Below are 17382 nucleotides of genomic sequence, written 5' to 3'. Positions count from 1 at the left end.
GAACCAGGGAACCTGAGAATGGAAAACAAATCACATGCCTTTTGGGCGGGGCTCTTCACGGTAGCCTTGCTGGCGGCCATTGCAGTCGCGGCTTTTTTGTTCAACGTCGACCGCTCCGTGCGCGTGCCGTACGATCTGATCGCGCGCACTAACGTGACGGGGCTCTATACCGACGCGGCGGTGCGCTATCGCGGGCTCGACGTCGGCAAGGTGCAGTCGATCAAATTCGACCGCGACCATCCTGGGCAAATCCTGATCCGCATTCTGGTCGACACGCACGCGCCGATTACCCGCTCGACCTTCGGCAGTTTGGGTTTTCAGGGCGTGACCGGCATCGCTTTCATCCAGTTGGATGACAACGGGCGCGATCCGTCGCCGCTGCCGTCGTCGGTGAAGGATGTCGCTCAGTTGCCGATGCGTCCGGGCCTGCTCGATCAACTGCAGCAACGCGGCGACATCCTGTTGCGCAAACTCGAAAAAGTCACGGACGACGTCGACAATTTGCTGTCGCCGGAGATGGTCGCGCAGTTGCACGGCACCGCGGCCAGCATCCAGAAAGCCGCCGACGGCGTCGCCACGCTGACCCAGCAGTTCGCGCCGGCCGCCGGCAAGCTGCCCGGCACGATCGACCAGTTGAATCGCACGCTGGCGTCGACCAATCAGTTGATTACCAGCCTGAACCGCGTGGACGGCCCGTTCGAAACCAATCTCAACAAGGTTGGCACGGCGGCCCAACAGGCCGGCGACGCGCTGACGCAGATGAACGGCTCGGTGCAGGAACTGTCGTCGCGGATCGGTTACGACACCTTGCCGCGCGTCAACTCGCTCGCCGAAGACGTGCGCTCCGCGGCCCGCTCGGTGGACCGCGCGGCCGACACGTTCAGCACCAATCCGAGCGGTTTGCTGTTCGGCGGCTCGCCGCGTGCGGCGCCGGGTCCGGGCGAGGCCGGTTTCACGTGGCCCGCCGGGCATGCCGCCGCGCCTGCCGCTGCGGCCGCGAAATGAATCAATGAATTTGCAGGTTTGAAGAAAGGAAGATTGTCATGTCACGCTTGACCCACCGATTGTTGTCCTCGAGCGCCGCGTTGGCGGTGTTGCTCGCGTTCGGCGTGCTAGCCGCGGGCTGCGCCGGAAATCCGGCGGCGCTCGCCGACATTCGCTACGACTTCGGGCCGCCGAATCCGGCAGCGTCGGCCGGCGCGTCGCCGGCCGTGAAGGTGCTCGAAGTGAGCGCGCCCGACATGCTCGAGTCCGACAAGCTGATCTACCGCCTCAGCTACGCCGACGCGCAACAGACCGCGTCCTACGCGAACAGCCACTGGACCATGACGCCCGCGCAATTGTTGACGCAACGCCTGCGCGGCGCGCTCAGTTCGCGCGGCACCGTGCTAACGGGCGCCGACGGCGTCGCCGCACCGGTGCTGAAGGTCGATCTGAGCGAGTTCGAGCAGGTCTTCGATAGCCAGTCCGAAAGTCACGCGGCCGTGACCGCGCGCGTCACGTTGACCCAAAGCGGCAAGGTGATCGGCCAGCGCACGTTTATCGCGCGGGCGCCGTCCAGCTCGGCGGACGCCGCCGGCGGCGCGCAGGCGCTCGCCGTCGCCAGCGACGACCTGGTCTCGCAGATCGGCGCGTGGCTCGGCGTGCAGGCGCTGGTCGCCGCGCAGTGATCCGCATGCAGCGCGCGCGACGGAGCGCTGCATGAGCGTAAAACCCTGGCAGCGCCGTCCGTCGGCGCTCGCCCGGCAGGCGTTGGTGCTGTATGCCGCGCTGATCGTGTACGGTTCGTGGTATCCGTTTTCCGGCTGGCGTTCGCTCGGCCTCGCTCCGTTTGCCTATCTGTTCGATCCTATGCCGCAGTACCTGACGGCGTTCGACGTCGTCACGAACGTGCTCGGCTATATGCCGTTCGGCGCGCTGGTGGTGCTGGCGGTCTATCCGCGCCGGCGCGGCACGCTGGCCGTGGCGCTGGCGTTCGTGCTCGGCGGCTTGCTGTCGGGCACGATGGAAGCCGTGCAGACCTATCTGCCGACGCGCGTCGCGTCCAATCTCGATCTGGCCGCCAATGCGCTCGGCGCGCTGCTCGGCGCGGCGATCATGTCGCCCGCCACCGGCGCGCTGCTCGATCGCGGCTTGTTGAGGCGCTTGCGTCTGCTGTGGTTCGAGCGCGATAGCGCGGCGCTCGTCTGCCTCGTCGCGACGTGGCCGTTCGCGACCATGTATCCCGCGCCGCGGCTGTTCGGTCTCGGCAACTGGCCGCGTACGCTGTGGCTGCGTTTCGATTCGACGACGCAGGATGCGTTGCTCGCCTGGGCGCCGTCCGCCTGGCACGTCGGCGCATGGCCCGCGTTGCTCGCGGCGAAGTTGCCCGACGATACCTGGGAAGCGCTGATCGCCGCGCTCAACCTGTTTGCCGCGCTCGCGCTGGCGTCGCTGCCGGTGCGTCGGCATGCGCCGCTGGTGCGTCTGCTGTTGGTGTTTGTCGTCGCGACGTTGTGCGTGAAGGTCGGCGCGACATTTCTGCAATCGCAGTCGGGGCTTGCATTCAATTGGGCGACGCCGGGCGCGCTCGTGGGGCTCGTGGGTGGCGCGGCGTTGGCGCTGCTGGCTTTGCGCCTGCGGCGCCGATCGCGTGCGGCGCTCGCGGCTGGCGCGTTGATCGTTTCACTGGTGCTCGTCAATCTGCTGCCGGTGAATCCGTACTTCGACGTCGTGCTCGCTGATTGGCGGCAAGGGCGTTATCTGCACTTCAACGGTCTGGCGCATTGGCTGGCGTGGAGCTGGCCGTATGCGGCGCTGGTGTGGCTCGCGTTCGTCGTCGAGCAGGCGTGGCTCAAGCGGCGCGTGAAGCGGGTGTGAGGCGCCGCCGCCACGCCCTCAGCGTCTGCGACCACCGGCCTCGGTCGCTATAATCGATCGCACAAACCGGCGCGCTAGCGCGCTTACAACGCCATTCCCCACTCTTACAGTTTCGTCCCCGGACATCATGGACTCCTTCTACAAATACCACGTCTTCTTCTGTCTCAATCAGCGCGATCCCGGCGCGGAGCGTCCGAGCTGCGCGAACTGCAACGCGCAAGCCATGCAGGAGCATGCGAAAAAACGCGTGAAGCAACTCGGCCTCGCGGGCCCCGGCCAGGTGCGCATCAACAAGGCCGGTTGCCTCGAGCGTTGCGAACTCGGACCGGCGCTCGTCGTGTATCCGGAAGGCGTCTGGTACACGTATGTGGATGAGAGCGACATCGACGAAATCGTCGATTCGCACCTGGTGAACGGCAAGGTTGTCGAGCGTCTGAAAATCGATCAATAAGCATCGCCATGAACGTACACACGAAAAAATATCTGATCGACGGCCCGGTCGGCAAGATCGAGGTCGCATTGGATCTGCCCGACGAGATGCGCGAGAACGGTGTCGCGCCACGGGGCATCGCGCTGGTCGCGCATCCGCATCCGCTGTTCGGCGGCACGATGGACAACAAGGTCGCGCAGACGCTCGCCCGCACGCTCGTGCAGTTGAACTACGTGACGTACCGCTCGAATTTCCGTGGTGTCGGCGAGACGCAAGGCGAACATGACGCCGGCATCGGCGAGCGCGACGATCTGCGCGCCGTGCTGGATCACATGCGCGCCGAAGCAGGGCAGGCCGATCTGCCCCTCGTGCTCGCGGGTTTTTCGTTCGGCACATTCGTGCTTTCGCACGTGGCCGCGAAGTTGCGCGAGGAAGAGCAGGCGATCGAGCGGATCGTTTTCGTCGGTACCGCGGCGAGCCGCTGGGAGGTGGCGCCGGTGCCGGAGAACACGCTGGTGATTCACGGTGAGACCGACGACACGGTGCCCATTCAATCGGTTTACGACTGGGCGCGGCCGCAGGAATTGCCGGTCGTCGTGATTCCGGGGGCGGAACACTTTCTGCATCGCAAGCTGCACGTCCTCAAGCGGATTATTGTCGACGCGTGGCGTTAAGCAGTGCGTCGCGCCGCGTTTTCCGGGGTACAGGTACGCACAAACGCAAATTAATCGTCCCCGTTTGCGCAAAGTTACCAGGTTAGCGCGCGTATAATGAGCGCTCTTTTTTGGGCGCAGCGCCGCCCATCCGGCAGTTCGCGCGACGCGTAACCTGGTTGTTTCGTGGTTGTTTCCTGGTTGTTGCGCGCGCAGCGGTGCCGGATGCAGGGCGTGCTGCGCGAACCGATCGCGTAGCCGGAAGTCCAATGGGCGCCGCGCCGCTTTTGCGGCCAGACGCTCGCCGACCGGCTCTTCCAAACTATGCGCCCTGCGCGCGATGTATTTTTCTGCACGAATCGACCCTATGCGTTTCTCCACTTCCGGCCGCACGTCCTTCCCGTCAGTTGCTTCCTTCGTTCCTTCTTCGCTTAGCCGTGCCGTGACGCTCGGCGTCGTGCTGCCGGCCACGCTCGTGGCCAGCACCGCGTTCGCGCAAGTGCCGCCGCCCGCGGTGAACGCGCGTTCGTGGGTACTCGTCGACGCCACCAGCAACCAGGTGCTCGCGTCGGGCAATGCCGACGAGCGCGTGGAACCGGCGTCGCTGACCAAGCTGATGACCGCGTACCTCGTGTTCGAGGCCCTGCAGGCGAAAAAGATCACGATGGACCAGACGGTGATGCCGAGCGAAGCGGTGCGCCGGGTGAAAACCGACGAATCGCGCATGTTCATCGAGGCGAACAAGCCGGTGACCGTGCACGATCTGGTGTACGGCATGATCATCCAGTCGGGTAACGACGCGGCGATCGCGCTGGCCGAACTGGTTGGCGGTAGCGAGTCGCAGTTCGTCAACATGATGAACAACGAAGCGGCAAAGCTCGGCATGAAGCACACGCATTTCGCCGACGTGAACGGCATGCCCGATCCGCAGCACTTCACCACGGCGGGCGATCTCGCGGTGCTGTCGGCGCGTCTGATTCGCGATTTCCCCGACTACTACAACATCTTCTCGGTCAAGGAGTTCACGTACAACAAGATCAAGCAGCCGAACCGCAACCGTCTGCTGTGGATCGACCCGACCGTCGACGGTCTGAAGACCGGCCACACGCAAGCGGCCGGCTACTGCCTGATCGCGAGCGCGAAGCGTCCGCTGCCGGGCACGACCGACGGCTCGCGCCGTCTCGTCACGGTCATGATGGGCGAGACCAAGGAGCACGACCGGGTGCAGGACAGCCTGAAGATGCTGAGCTACGGCTACACCGCGTACGACACGGTGCGTCTGTACAAGGCGAACCAGGTGGTCGGCACGCCGCGCGTCTACAAGGGTGCGCAGGATACGGTGCAGATCGGCGTGAAGGGCGACCAGTACATCACCGTGCCGAAGGGCATGGGCGACAAGGTGAAGCCGCAGATCGAGCAGATCGATCCGCTGATCGCGCCGATCGCGAACGGTCAGCAGGTCGGCACGGCCAAGCTGGTCGCCGACGGCAAGGTGCTGGCGCAATTCCCGATCGTCGCGTTGCAGGCTGTGCCGCAAGCCGGCGTGGTGGGCCGTGTGTGGGATTCGCTGATGCTGATGTTCAACAAGAAGAAGTAAGAGCCTGTACGCAATGACCGCTGTTGACGATGTCTCGCACGACCCGATCGTTTATCTGAACGGCGAGTTGGTGCCGTTGTCCGAAGCGCGCGTGCCGGTTCTCGACCGCGGCTTTATTTTCGGCGACGGCATTTACGAAGTCGCGCCGCTGTACGCCGGCCATGCCGGCCGTCGCACGCCGTTTCGTTTCGAGCAGCATCTGGCGCGGCTTGCCCGCTCGGTGGGCAAGATCGGCATTGCCAATCCGTTCGACGACGCCGGCTGGCGCTCACTGATCGCGCGCGTGGTCGCGGCCAACGAGGCGCATGCCGGTTTGCGCGCCGATCAGGACGCGATTGCCTATATTCAGGTGACACGCGGTGTCGCGAAGCGCGGTCACGCGTTTCCGGCCGGCATTCAGCCGACCGTGTTCGTGATGGTCACGCCGCTGAATCTGCCGTCTGAAACGCAGCGTGCGCAAGGTGTGCGTTGCGTGACGGCGGAAGATCGCCGATGGCTGAATTGCGATATCAAGTCGGTATCGCTGCTCGGCAATGTGCTGATGGCGCAATACGCCGCCGAGAACGACGCGTTCGAAACGATCCAGTTTCGTGACGGCGTGCTGACAGAAGGGTCGTCGTCGAATGTGTGGGTGGTGAAGGACGGCGTGCTGGCTGCGCCGCCGCGCAGTCACAAGATTCTCGAAGGGATTCGCTACGGGCTGATCGAAGCGCTCGCGCAGGAATGCGGCATCCGCTTCGAGGCGCGTGAGATTAGCGAGGCCGAATTGCGTGCCGCCGACGAGATCATCGTCAGCTCGGCCACCAAGGAGGTGCTGCCCGTCACGCAGCTCGACGGCCAGGCGGTCGGCAAGGGCCGGCCGGGCGCGGTCTTTGCGGCACTGTACGCGGGCTATCAGCGAGCCAAAGCCAAGGAAGCGCAACACGCGCAGCAAGGAGTAGAGAATGAATCCCGAGAAAACATCACTGCTTGAGTTTCCCTGCGATTTCCCGATCAAGATCATGGGAAAAACGCACCCGGAGTTCACCGACACGATCGTCGAGGTGGTCCGGAAGTTCGATAACGACGTGGACACGTCGCGCCTCGAAACGCGGCCGTCGAGCGGCGGCAACTACACCGGTCTGACGGTTACGGTGCGCGCCACCAGCCAGGAACAGCTCGACGATATCTATCGTGCGCTGACCGGGCATCCGATGGTCAAAGTGGTGCTTTGAGGCCTTGCACCGCGTGCATCACTCGCACCACTCGCGTTGTTGTTCGCACCCGGTACGTTTGACGTGATTACGGCGTGACGCGCAACGCGTCCGCCGGCTGAGCGGCGTCGTTATCGGCGCTCGGCCCCACTTCGCAAGCTTGCTCGAAAAGCTGCCTGAAGCGTCCCACCTCCGCGAAGACCCAGTCGCGAAACGCCTTGACCCGCGCGGTCTCGAGCATCTGCGGCGGGCAGATGAAGTAGTACTGCCACGGGCTCGGCCCATCCACATCGAATAGCCGCACAAGGCGCCCTGCCGCGATTTCGTGCATGGCGAGCGAGCGGCGTGTGAGCGCGACGCCCTGACCGTCGATCGCAGCCTGCAGCAGATTCGACGAATCCTGATACAGCACCCCGCGCTTCGGCTCCGGCCAGTCGGTGAGGCCGGCGGCGTCGAACCACGGGCGCCACAATTCGTCGTCGGAGCGCAGCAGCGGGACTTTGGCGAGATCGGCCGGCGTTTGCGGCAGCTTGCCGCCGTTGAAGCCGGGCGCGCAGGCCGGAAAGAAAATCTCCTCCAGCAGCAACTCCGCGTGCAACCCCGAATATTTGCCGAAGCCGAAACGGATCGCCACGTCGACATCGTCGCGCGCGAAGTCCGTGAGGGCATTGGTGGACAGCAATTCGAGGTCCCATTGCGGATGCGCCTCGATAAAGCTGCCGATGCGCGGCGTCACCCAGCGCGCCGCGAACGACGACAACATCGACACGACCAGGCGCCGCTCGCGGTCGCCGGCGCGGATTTCGCGCGTGGCGTCGGCGAGCGCCGTGAGCGCGCCGCGCACGTGCGTGGCGTAGCGCCGGCCGGTGTCGGTGAGCCGCACGCGTTTGCCGTCCCGCGCGAACAGCGAGACGCCCAGCTCGGCCTCCAGCGCGCGGATCTGATGGCTGACGGCGCCGTGCGTGACGAAGAGTTCGTCGGCGGCGCGCGAGAAGCTCTCGTGGCGGGCGGCGGCTTCGAACGCCTTGATCGCGTTCAGTGGGGGGAGTTGCCGGAGGTCCATCGCAATATTTCTCACATAGAGGTGAAAATTGATCGTTTTGCGTAAACCCTTGCTACGCCTACGATTGTAGCCATGAAACGATTTTTGGCGAGGGCATCATGCAAGAAATTTCCTCTAGTATCGCGTTTGAAATCCGCAGCGGCGAAACCATTCCCATGAAGGTAGCGCGCAGCACCCGGCTGGTCGTGCAGGGCGGCGCGGTCTGGGTTACACGTAGCGACGACACGGAAGACTACTGGCTGCAGCCTGGCCATACGCTCCGCCTGCGCTGTGGCGAGCGGCTGTGGCTGAGCGCCGAGGGCGGCGTGCAGGCAAAGGTGACGTTTTCCGTGCCGACGCGCTGCGATCAGCGCGCGCTGAACTGGTTCGCGCGGATCGGCGAACGGCTCGCGGCCCGTATGCGCGGCGGCTGGCGCACGGTTTGACCGACTTGGGAACGGCCACGCGGTTGCGCCCGGCACGGTTCATGATTCCTTGTTCAACGGGGATTTCCAGATTTCGGTAAACTGGCGGGATTATGTGCGCCACCCCGGTTTCCCCGTCTCCCTTGCCCGCCATGGCGCCGCTCACGCTGCGCTGGGTGGGCCGCGAACCCTACGAAGCCAGTTTCGAAGCCATGCGCGCGTTCACCGACGCCCGCACGGCCGAAACTCCCGACGAAATCTGGCTAGTCGAACATCCTCCCGTTTTCACGCTCGGCCAGGCCGGCGACCCGGCGCACCTGCTGGCCGCCGACAGCGGCATTCCGCTGGTCAAGGTTGATCGCGGCGGTCAGATCACGTACCACGGCCCCGGCCAGGTGGTGGCCTACCTGCTGCTCGACCTGCGGCGCCGCAAGCTGATGGTGCGCGAGATGGTCACGCGAATCGAGCAGGCCGTGATCGACACCCTCGCGGCGTATAATCTCGCCGGAGAACGCAAGGCGGGCGCCCCCGGTATCTATGTGGGCGCCGGGTCAGATGCGGGACCGGACGCCGGACTGCACACCGGTGCGAAGATCGCCGCGCTGGGTCTGAAAATCCGCAACGGCTGCAGCTATCACGGCGTGAGCCTGAATGTGAACATGGACTTGCGGCCGTTTCTGGCCATCAATCCGTGCGGCTACGCGGGGCTCGAAACAGTCGACATGGCAACGCTGGGCGTCACGGCCGACTGGAACCACGTGGCCCGTACCTTTGCAGAACGCCTCACCGCAAACCTCGACGGCAGTCCCGCGGCCGTCGCCCAACCGCAGGCCGGTGCGCTCACCGCCTGACTGGACCGAACGAATGACTGACGTTACCGCGAACCTCGCAACTTCTCCCGCTTCCGACGCCGTGCCGGCTTCCGCCGCTGCTTACGACGCGACCGCGAAGCAGAAGGCGCAAGCCAAAACCGCCCGTATTCCCATCAAGATCATCCCGATCGAAAAGCTGAAGAAGCCTGACTGGATCCGCGTCAAAGCGGCAACCGGCAATTCACGCTTTTACGAAATCAAGCAGATTCTGCGCGAGCACAATCTGCACACGGTGTGCGAAGAAGCGAGCTGCCCGAATATCGGCGAATGCTTCGGCAAGGGCACCGCCACGTTCATGATCATGGGCGACAAGTGCACGCGCCGCTGCCCGTTCTGCGACGTCGGCCACGGCCGCCCGGATCCGCTCGATGTCGACGAACCCGGCAATCTGGCGCGCACCATCGCCGCCTTGAAGCTCAAGTACGTGGTGATCACCAGCGTGGACCGCGACGACTTGCGCGACGGTGGCGCGGCTCACTTCGTGGAATGTATCCGTCAGACGCGTGAGCTCTCGCCGGAAACGCGCATCGAAATTCTGACGCCGGACTTCCGCGGTCGTCTGGATCGCGCGATCGGCATTCTGAACGCGGCTCCGCCGGACGTGATGAACCACAACCTCGAAACGGTGCCGCGTTTGTACAAAGAAGCGCGCCCGGGTTCGGATTACGCGCATTCGCTGAAGCTGCTGAAGGACTTCAAGGCGTTGCATCCCAACGTTGCCACCAAGTCGGGTCTGATGGTCGGCCTCGGTGAAACCGAAGAAGAAATTCTGCAGGTGATGCGCGACCTGCGGGAACACAACGTCGACATGCTGACGATCGGCCAGTACCTGCAACCGTCGGAACACCACCTGCCGGTGCGCTCGTACGTGCACCCGGACACGTTCAAGATGTACGAGGAAGAAGCGTACAAGATGGGCTTCACGCACGCGGCGGTGGGCGCAATGGTTCGGTCGAGCTATCACGCCGATTTGCAGGCGCATGGAGCCGGCGTGGTCTAAGCGTTTTAGGTCGCTCTCCGTATTAAACAAAGCCCGCACTTGATGCGGGCTTTGTTTTGGGCGGGCCGGCCCTCGAGGCCGATTCATAAGCGCTAGCGATAGTAGCGCGCAAGTACCATGCAGACCGATGAAATCGTGGTGCCGACGATCGCGAAGGGAATCGTGGCGGCGATAAAGCGGTGGCGCATTGCTTGATTTTCGATGATGTAATCGATCAGATTGGGCATGTGACCTCCCTGTGTGTAGAGATGACGAAAGTATAACGCAGCAACTTTAAATTAATTAGGTTAACGAATAATGGGATATCGAATAGGAGGCCGCGACGAGTGTCGTAATGATCAGTGATGCCCGCATCAGCAACCGCCCGGGCACCCTCTCACTATTTTCGCCGGCGGGATGTGGCATCGAATCGGCCGTGCCGAAAGACACAATCATGGACGAAGTGACGATGAACATGCCATGCCAGAGCAAGCCAGCGAACATCAAGGCGCGCGCGCCGTCAGATGACGCATTGCCCAGTGCGCCACCAATCTCGTAGCACGCGCTCGCGCACATCGAAATGACGACCCACAGAAGCTGCCCGTCTTGCACCGAGCGTATCGCGACACCTTTCGACGCCCGCCGGTAGAAGCGCGAGAAACCGAGCAAGGGCAGCAGCGCGATCGGCGCGAGTATCGGCACGCCGACATTGAAAAACAACCAGCTCAGACGGCTAAGAAAATCGAACATAGGAGCGCACGGTGAAAACGATCCGCTGATCATCCCGCCGTCGCCGGACCACGGTCAATATGCCGAACGGCCAGCTTGCGTGCGAGCATGGCAGGCCTCATCATTCGCTGGAACCGGCTCACTGCTCGCCGTAGCAGTCGCTCGTAACCAACCGAACGTGAAAAGCAATGCTTGAACAGCGTCATTAGCAATTGCGGATTAAATAGAACCGTCAGTGAACAAACTCCCTATAGTCGGAAGCCTCCCAGACACCATCCACGCAGGAGGTTTCCCGATGAAGCGCTTTCACCGTCCGTTGGCCGCGGTCGCCACGCTGCTCGCACTGTCCGCGACGTTTGTTTCCGCGGCACACGCCGACACCAAAGAAGTCGTGATCGCGTATCAGGACATGGTGGTGCCGTGGCGTTACGCGCAGGCCACCGGCGAAGTCGAGAAAGCCACCGGCTACAAGGTGACGTATCGCAAACTAGGCAGTGGCGCCGACGTGATCCGCGCGCTGGCCTCCGGTTCGGTGCAGCTCGGCGAAGCCGGGTCGAGTCCGATCGCGGCGGGGTTGTCGCAAGGTGTCGATATTTCGCTGTTCTGGATTCTGGACAATATCAACGACGCCGAAGCGCTGGTCGCGCGCGACGGCTCCAACGTGACGAGCGTAGCCGGTTTGAAAGGCAAGAAGATCGGCGTGCCGTTCGTGTCGACCTCGCACTTTCATACGCTGGTCGCGTTGCAGAGCGCCGGCGTGAATCCTGCCGACGTGAAGATCGTCAACCTGCGGCCGCCCGAAGTCGCGGCGGCCTGGGCGCGCGGCGACATCGACGCGACTTACATCTGGGACCCGGTTCTGGCCAAGGTCAAAAAGAACGGTAAGGTGCTGATCACGTCGGGTCAGGTCGCGCAGCAAACCGGCAAAGCGACCTTCGACGGCTTCGTCGTCGATCGTAAGTTCGCGAGTCAGAACGCCGAGTTTGTCGCGCGCTTCGTGAAGGTGCTGGCTTCGACCGACGCGAGTTATCGCGATCACACGTCCACGTGGACCGCGGCGTCGCCGCAGGTGGAAGCCGTCGCGAAGGAGTCCGGCGCCAACGCGCAAGACGTGCCGGCGAGCCTCGCGCTATACGCTTTCCCGACGCCAGCGCAACAGGCGTCGAATGCATGGCTGGGAGGCGGCGCGCAATCGGGCGCGGCGAAGTCGCTGGCGGCGACCGCTGCGTTCCTGAAGACGCAAGGCACGATCCAGAACGTGCTCGCCGATTATTCGAGCGGCGTCGATCCGCAGTTCGTGCAGCGCGCGGCGCATTGATCGACGCAGGTTGTTTCACATCCGCAGTATGAGGTCGAGCAATGAGCGGTCTTGAAATCCGGCGATTACACGTCGCCTACGAAGCCGCACGCGGCGCGGCGCCTCACGTCGCGCTCGCGGACGTCGATCTGCATATCGGCGCCGGCGAGTTCGTCGTCGCGTTGGGCGCGTCGGGTTGCGGCAAGACGACCTTGCTCAACTGCATCGCCGGTTTCATCACGCCGACCGAGGGGGAAGTGCGCCTGAACGGCGAACTCGTACGCGGACCAGGCGCAGATCGCGGCGTGGTGTTTCAGAAGTACGCGCTGATGCCGTGGCTCGACGTGCTCGACAACGTCGCGCTCGGTTTGCGGTTTCAGCGCGTGCCGAAGGCGGAGCGCGAGCGCATCGCGCGCGAAATGCTGGCGCTGGTGGGGCTCGAAAAGCATGCGCACTCACGCGTCTACGCGCTCTCGGGTGGCATGCAGCAGCGCGTGGGCATTGCGCGCGCGCTGGCGAGCGACCCGCAGGTGCTGCTGATGGACGAACCGATGGGCGCGCTCGATTCGATGACGCGCGAGTCGATGCAGGAACTCGTGCTCGACGTATGGGGCCGTACGCGCAAGACGGTGTTTTTCATCACGCATAGCGTTGAAGAAGCGCTGTTTCTCGCAACACGTCTCGTCTTGATGACGCCGGGTCCGGGACGCATCTCCGAGAGCTACGACCTACCGTTCGCGCGGCGTTTTCTCGAAACGCGCGACGCACGCACGGTTAAGTCGTCGCAGGATTTCATCGAATGGCGGGAGCGACTGGTGCGTCGCCTGCATGAGCGCAATCAGGACGAGGTGGTGTCGTGACGGCTTCACGCGAATCATTGAACACGGTGCCGCTGAACCGGAAAAACGAACCCACCGCAGGCAAAACGCGACCTACCAAAGGCTGGCGTTTGCCGGGCGAAGGCCCGACCGCGGCATTGAGCGCTATATCGGTCACCACGCTCGCGGCGCTCTGGTGGTTCGCGACGCATTTGCATTGGCTGCCGCCGTTGTTTCTGCCGACGCCGGAAGCCGTCTGGGCGGCTTTCCTCGATGCGTGGCACGGACGTATTCAGGGCGGCTTGCCGCTCTCCGAGCATCTCGCCTGGAGCGCGCTGCGGGTATTCGGCGCGTTCGCGCTGGCGGCGGTCACGGCAGTGCCGGTGGGGATTCTGATGGGCGTGAGCCGGGTCGCGCGCGGTCTGCTCGATCCGCCGCTCGAGTTCTATCGGCCGTTACCGCCGCTCGCTTATCTGCCGCTCGTGGTGATCTGGTTCGGTATCGACGAAACCGCGAAGATCGTCGTGATCTATCTCGCGTGCTTTGCGCCGATCGCAATGGCCGCACGCGCCGGCGCGCGCAGCGCGACCGTCGAGCAGATTCATGCGGCGTATTCGCTGGGCGGCCGTTTTTCGCAGGTCGTGCGCCACGTGGTGCTGCCCGCGGCGCTGCCGGAGATATTGACCGGGTTGCGTATCGCGATCGGCTTCGGCTGGACCACGCTGGTCGCCGCCGAAATGGTCGCGGCAACTGCGGGGCTTGGTCAGATGGTGCTCAATGCATCGAGCTTTTTGCGCACCGACGTGGTGGTGATGGGCATCGTGCTGATCGGCCTGATCGCGTGGCTGTTCGATCTCGGCATGCGCGCGCTGGAACGTCGGCTGGTGCCTTGGAAAGGGCGGATCTAAGAGGCCGCTGCGGGTCGGGCAGCGGCAAATTACGCCACTGCGAGTTACACAGCCACAAGCCACTCAGCCACAAGCCACACAGCAACTAGTCACCCGCTGCAATCCACCCAGCGGCGTCACCTCTCAAGCAAACAACTCAATCACCCGCCAGCCACGATCATTAGCGATAGTGCGCAAACGCGGATCGGGGTTCGTCGCAACGGGATCGGTCACGAGTTCCAGCAGCGGCACGTCGTTGATCGAATCGCTATAGAACCAGCTTTGCGGAAAGTCCTGCAGGCGGTGCCCAAGCGATGCCAGCCAATGCTCGGTACGCGTGATCTTGCCCTCACGGAACGTCGGCACGCCGACCGCCTTACCGGTGAAGCGCGCCGCCGGATCGTCGCCGTCAGTGCCCAGATCGATTCCCAGCAGATGATCGAAGCCGAGCGCCTTGCCGATCGGCTTCGTGATGAACACGTTAGTGGCGGTGACGATGCAGCACAGGTCACCCGCCTCGATATGACGCTGCACGAGTTCGCGTGCGGCCGGCAAGATGGCCGGCGTGATCACGTCGCGCATGAACTGCGCATGCCATGCGTCGAGCTGCTCGCGCGAGTGACGGGCCAGCGGCGCCAGCGTGTAGTTCAGGTAGGCCGCCATATCGAGCGTGCCGGCAACGTACTGCCGGTAGTAACCATCGATTTCTTCGGCGTGCCGCGCCGCGCCTTCTATTCCCAGGCCAGCCATGAAGTGGGCCCACGCCTGATCGCTATCGAGCGGCAGCAGCGTGTGGTCCAGGTCGAACAGCGCAAGATTGCGGCTCATCCAGAGTCCTTTCTATTTAATGGGTCGAATCAACCGTGTGGCTGAGGCGCATCAGCCGGCACACAGCGATCCACAGTTTGCCACGAGCGTATAGTCAAAAGCACAAAATTACAATAAGGCAAAAATGTGCAACACTACTGTCACATACGCTTCGCACAACGCGTCAGCGCGGCATGCGGTTCGGGTCATGGCAGTAGCAATGGGCAGCACGTTATGTTGATTCTTCTTAACCTTCTGGCCGGCGTGGCGCTCCTCGTGTGGGGCTCGCACATTGTTCGTACCGGCATCCTGCGCGTCCTCGGCGCCGATCTGCGCAGCGTGCTCGGCCGCAGCACCGCCAGCCGCTGGCGGGCGTTCCTCGCAGGCGTCGGCGTCACGAGTCTCGTGCAGAGCAGCAATGCCACCGCGGTGATCGTCACGTCGTTCGCGGCGCAGGGACTGTTGCCGCTTACCAGCGGTCTCGCGATCATGCTCGGCGCCGACGTCGGCACCGCGTTGATGGCGCGAATCCTCACGCTCGATCTGTCGTGGCTCTCGCCGATTCTGATTCTGCTGGGCGTGCCGCTGTTCCTGTCGCGCAAGCAGAACCGAATCGGACAGGCCGGCCGCACGCTGATCGGGCTCGGGCTGATCCTGCTGGCGCTGCATCTGATCGTCGAAGCCGCCCAGCCGATGATGCAAGGCGCCGGTGTGCGCGTGATGTTCGGTGCGTTGACCGGCGACACCATGCTCGACGCGCTGGTCGGTGCCGCATTCGCGATGCTGTCGTACTCGAGTCTCGCGGCGGTGTTGTTGACCGCGACGCTGGCGTCGTCCGGTGTGATCTCGCTGAAGGTCGCGCTGTGTCTGGTGATCGGCGCGAACCTCGGCAGCGGTTTGCTGGCGCTGCTCGGCACCGTCGCACAGAACGCGGCGGCGCGGCGGCTCGCATTGGGCAGCTTCGCGTTCAAGCTGGCCGGCGCGCTGCTGATCCTGCCGTTCGCGCCGTTGCTGGCGCGCGGCTTGCCCGTGTTGATCGCGAATCCGCGCGAAGCGACGGTGGGTTTTCATCTGATCTACAACACGCTGCGGTGTTGCGCGTGTCTCTCGCTGATCGATCCGGTCGCGCGTGTCTGCGTGCGCGTGTTGCCGGACCGGCCGCTGCCGAACGGCGAGTTGCGGCCGCTGCATCTGGACGAGGCGGCACTATCCACCCCCACGCTCGCGCTCGCCCATGCCGCGCGCGAGGTGCTGCGGATCGGCGACATCGTGCGCACCATGCTCGACAACGTCGCGGACCTGATTCATCACAATAGTCTGGACAAAGCCCGCGAAACGGTTCGCATGGACGACGACGTCGACGAGCTCTACGCGGCGGTCAAAACGTATCTGACGTTGATCTCACGCGAGCAGCTCGACGAAGCGGACAGTCGCCGCTGGACCGACATCATTTCACTGACGATCAACCTGGAGCATGCGGGCGACATCATCGAGCGAATCGTCAGGGATATCGAGGAAAAGAAGATCGCGCACCGTCTGTCGTTTTCGGAAGAGGGGCTGGGGGAGCTCGACGATCTGCAGGCGCGGCTCGTCAACAACCTGCAACTGGGTTTGTCCGTGTTTCTGAATAACGATCTGCGATGCGCCGAGCGTCTGCTCGCGGAGAAAGAGCGCTTTCGCGATCTGGAACGCGCGTATTCGTACAAGCATCTGGACCGGCTGGCCGGGCAAACGCTGCGCAGCATCGAAACCAGCGCGCTGCACCTGGATCTGATCAGCGACATGAAGCGCCTCAACTCGCTGTTCTGTTCGACCGCCTACCCGGTACTCGACGCGGCCGGCGCGCTGCACGACACGCGCTTGCGCAAGCGCTCGCTCGATACGATGCATGTGAAGGAATAGCGCCAACCTTTTGGCGACTTAACGCGCTGAAGCCTAAGCCAGAACAATCTCTTCCAGCTTCTTTTTCAGCGCGGCAAAATCGGCGGCTTCGGCCGCCTTTTTATTGGTGACGAGCACATCGATCCGCTCGACCGGGCAGTATGAAATGCGGCTGCGCTGACCGATCTTGCTGTAGTCGGCGAGGATCACCACGCGATCCGCATTGGCGACCATTGCGCGCGCCACTTCGGTTTCGGCGTGATCGTAATTGGTCGCGCCATGCCGGTGATCGACGCCGACCGGCGACAGCAGCGCCAGGTCCGCGCGATAGCGTTGGATATCGAGCACCGTGGTGGCGCCGGTGGTCGCCATCGCCCGGTCGCTGATCGAGCCGCCGAGCAGAATCACTTCGTTGGCGGCGTCGGTTTGCTCGACGCCGCCGCGCATTTTCAGCGCGACGTCGATCGAGTTGGTGACGATGGTCAGATTGGCCAGCTTCGCCAGTTCTTCGGCAAGTGCCGCAGTCGTGGTGCCCGCGTCGATGAAGAGCGTCTGGCCGCTCGCGATCAAACCGGTAGCGGCTTTCGCAATGGCTGTTTTGGATTTGACGCGCATGTGTGCGCGTTCGGCGATGGGTGCTTCGTCAGCGGGCTTGATCGCACCGCCATGCACGCGCCGCAGTTCACCGAGTGCTTCGAGGTCGAGCAGATCGCGCCGCACTGTTTCGCGCGATACCCCCAGGTCCGCCATGATCCGTTCGGTCGACACGCGCTGCAGCGTGGACAGCAGCGCGCGAATTCTCTGATGACGGTCTTCCTGCCACATGCATTTTTCCTTGGATGCCCACGCGCGTTCACGCAGCCTGGTTTTAAGAACGATATCGTGGACACGAATGTGTGTCCAAACTATGTCA

Annotated in this window: 20 protein-coding genes; 15 read left to right on the top strand and 5 right to left on the bottom strand. The window is 63.6% G+C overall.

Annotated elements, in window-relative coordinates; all coding sequences use genetic code 11:
- Window positions 1-18: 18 nt before the first annotated feature.
- From GGD40_RS11100 to GGD40_RS11065, 8 genes are all read left to right on the top strand, one after another.
- Entirely contained in the window at window positions 19-1005 is a 987-nt protein-coding gene (locus tag GGD40_RS11100) for an MlaD family protein (RefSeq protein ID WP_179743727.1), read from the top strand.
- A gap of 38 nt (window positions 1006-1043) precedes the next feature.
- Window positions 1044-1670 (top strand): ABC-type transport auxiliary lipoprotein family protein, encoded by a 627-nt coding sequence (locus GGD40_RS11095; protein ID WP_179707121.1) that lies wholly within the window; start codon window positions 1044-1046, stop codon window positions 1668-1670.
- 31 nt (window positions 1671-1701) lie between these two features.
- Entirely contained in the window at window positions 1702-2859 is a 1158-nt protein-coding gene (locus GGD40_RS11090) for a VanZ family protein (protein ID WP_179743725.1), read from the top strand.
- A gap of 127 nt (window positions 2860-2986) precedes the next feature.
- Window positions 2987-3310, top strand: coding sequence for a (2Fe-2S) ferredoxin domain-containing protein (locus GGD40_RS11085; protein WP_179743723.1), 324 nt, complete (start codon window positions 2987-2989; stop codon window positions 3308-3310).
- An 8-nt stretch (window positions 3311-3318) separates the two neighbouring features.
- A complete protein-coding gene (locus GGD40_RS11080) occupies window positions 3319-3963 on the top strand; it encodes an alpha/beta hydrolase (RefSeq protein WP_179707119.1) in 645 nt (214 codons plus the stop codon).
- Window positions 3964-4309: 346 nt separating this feature from the next.
- Window positions 4310-5539, top strand: a complete 1230-nt coding sequence (locus tag GGD40_RS11075; protein ID WP_179743721.1) for a D-alanyl-D-alanine carboxypeptidase family protein — start codon at window positions 4310-4312, stop codon at window positions 5537-5539.
- Between the two features lie 13 nt (window positions 5540-5552).
- Window positions 5553-6512: a D-amino acid aminotransferase gene (locus tag GGD40_RS11070; protein WP_179743719.1), complete on the top strand. Its 960-nt coding sequence runs from the start codon at window positions 5553-5555 to the stop codon at window positions 6510-6512.
- Window positions 6484-6753: a DUF493 family protein gene (locus GGD40_RS11065; RefSeq protein WP_035553756.1), complete on the top strand. Its 270-nt coding sequence runs from the start codon at window positions 6484-6486 to the stop codon at window positions 6751-6753. The genes GGD40_RS11070 and GGD40_RS11065 overlap by 29 nt, the downstream gene beginning before the upstream one ends.
- A gap of 67 nt (window positions 6754-6820) precedes the next feature.
- Here GGD40_RS11065 and GGD40_RS11060 read toward each other — a convergent pair whose 3' ends face one another.
- Entirely contained in the window at window positions 6821-7795 is a 975-nt protein-coding gene (locus tag GGD40_RS11060) for a transcriptional regulator GcvA (protein WP_179743717.1), read from the bottom strand.
- A gap of 98 nt (window positions 7796-7893) precedes the next feature.
- On the opposite strand from GGD40_RS11060, the gene GGD40_RS11055 reads away from it, so the two are divergent.
- The 3 genes from GGD40_RS11055 to lipA all read left to right on the top strand — a co-directional run bounded on the left by GGD40_RS11055 (window position 7894) and on the right by lipA (window position 10071).
- Window positions 7894-8220: a DUF2917 domain-containing protein gene (locus GGD40_RS11055; protein ID WP_179743715.1), complete on the top strand. Its 327-nt coding sequence runs from the start codon at window positions 7894-7896 to the stop codon at window positions 8218-8220.
- Between the two features lie 92 nt (window positions 8221-8312).
- Window positions 8313-9050, top strand: a complete 738-nt coding sequence (lipB, locus tag GGD40_RS11050) for a lipoyl(octanoyl) transferase LipB (RefSeq protein WP_179707112.1) — start codon at window positions 8313-8315, stop codon at window positions 9048-9050.
- 13 nt (window positions 9051-9063) lie between these two features.
- Entirely contained in the window at window positions 9064-10071 is a 1008-nt protein-coding gene (gene lipA, locus GGD40_RS11045; RefSeq protein WP_179707111.1) for a lipoyl synthase, read from the top strand.
- A 92-nt stretch (window positions 10072-10163) separates the two neighbouring features.
- Here lipA and GGD40_RS36895 read toward each other — a convergent pair whose 3' ends face one another.
- Both GGD40_RS36895 and GGD40_RS11040 read right to left on the bottom strand, forming a co-directional pair.
- Complete coding sequence (locus GGD40_RS36895) at window positions 10164-10298, bottom strand: hypothetical protein (RefSeq protein ID WP_257030393.1); 135 nt, start codon at window positions 10296-10298, stop codon at window positions 10164-10166.
- 55 nt (window positions 10299-10353) lie between these two features.
- The gene (locus GGD40_RS11040; RefSeq protein ID WP_179707110.1) at window positions 10354-10800 is read right to left on the bottom strand and encodes a hypothetical protein; all 447 of its coding nucleotides are present in this window, start codon (window positions 10798-10800) and stop codon (window positions 10354-10356) included.
- A gap of 274 nt (window positions 10801-11074) precedes the next feature.
- On the opposite strand from GGD40_RS11040, the gene tauA reads away from it, so the two are divergent.
- The 3 genes from tauA to GGD40_RS11025 are packed head-to-tail and all read left to right on the top strand — an operon-like array spanning window position 11075 to window position 13802.
- A complete protein-coding gene (tauA, locus tag GGD40_RS11035) occupies window positions 11075-12097 on the top strand; it encodes a taurine ABC transporter substrate-binding protein (RefSeq protein WP_179707109.1) in 1023 nt (340 codons plus the stop codon).
- A 41-nt stretch (window positions 12098-12138) separates the two neighbouring features.
- Entirely contained in the window at window positions 12139-12936 is a 798-nt protein-coding gene (locus tag GGD40_RS11030; RefSeq protein ID WP_179743712.1) for a taurine ABC transporter ATP-binding protein, read from the top strand.
- A 32-nt stretch (window positions 12937-12968) separates the two neighbouring features.
- Window positions 12969-13802: an ABC transporter permease subunit gene (locus tag GGD40_RS11025; protein WP_257030500.1), complete on the top strand. Its 834-nt coding sequence runs from the start codon at window positions 12969-12971 to the stop codon at window positions 13800-13802.
- 123 nt (window positions 13803-13925) lie between these two features.
- Here the strand turns inward: GGD40_RS11025 and GGD40_RS11020 are convergent, their stop codons facing one another.
- A complete protein-coding gene (locus tag GGD40_RS11020) occupies window positions 13926-14609 on the bottom strand; it encodes an HAD family hydrolase (protein ID WP_179743710.1) in 684 nt (227 codons plus the stop codon).
- 213 nt (window positions 14610-14822) lie between these two features.
- Here GGD40_RS11020 and GGD40_RS11015 point away from each other — a divergent pair, with 213 nt between their 5' ends.
- The gene (locus GGD40_RS11015; protein ID WP_179743708.1) at window positions 14823-16490 is read left to right on the top strand and encodes a Na/Pi cotransporter family protein; all 1668 of its coding nucleotides are present in this window, start codon (window positions 14823-14825) and stop codon (window positions 16488-16490) included.
- Window positions 16491-16523: 33 nt separating this feature from the next.
- On the opposite strand, the gene GGD40_RS11010 is transcribed toward GGD40_RS11015, so the two are convergent.
- A complete protein-coding gene (locus tag GGD40_RS11010; protein ID WP_035553731.1) occupies window positions 16524-17294 on the bottom strand; it encodes a DeoR/GlpR family DNA-binding transcription regulator in 771 nt (256 codons plus the stop codon).
- Window positions 17295-17382 lie beyond the last annotated feature (88 nt).

It is taken from the genome of Paraburkholderia bryophila (assembly GCF_013409255.1).
GTDB lineage: Bacteria > Pseudomonadota > Gammaproteobacteria > Burkholderiales > Burkholderiaceae > Paraburkholderia.
The sequence above is the reverse complement of the archived record's forward strand: the minus strand, read 5'-3'. Positions and strand labels throughout refer to the sequence as shown.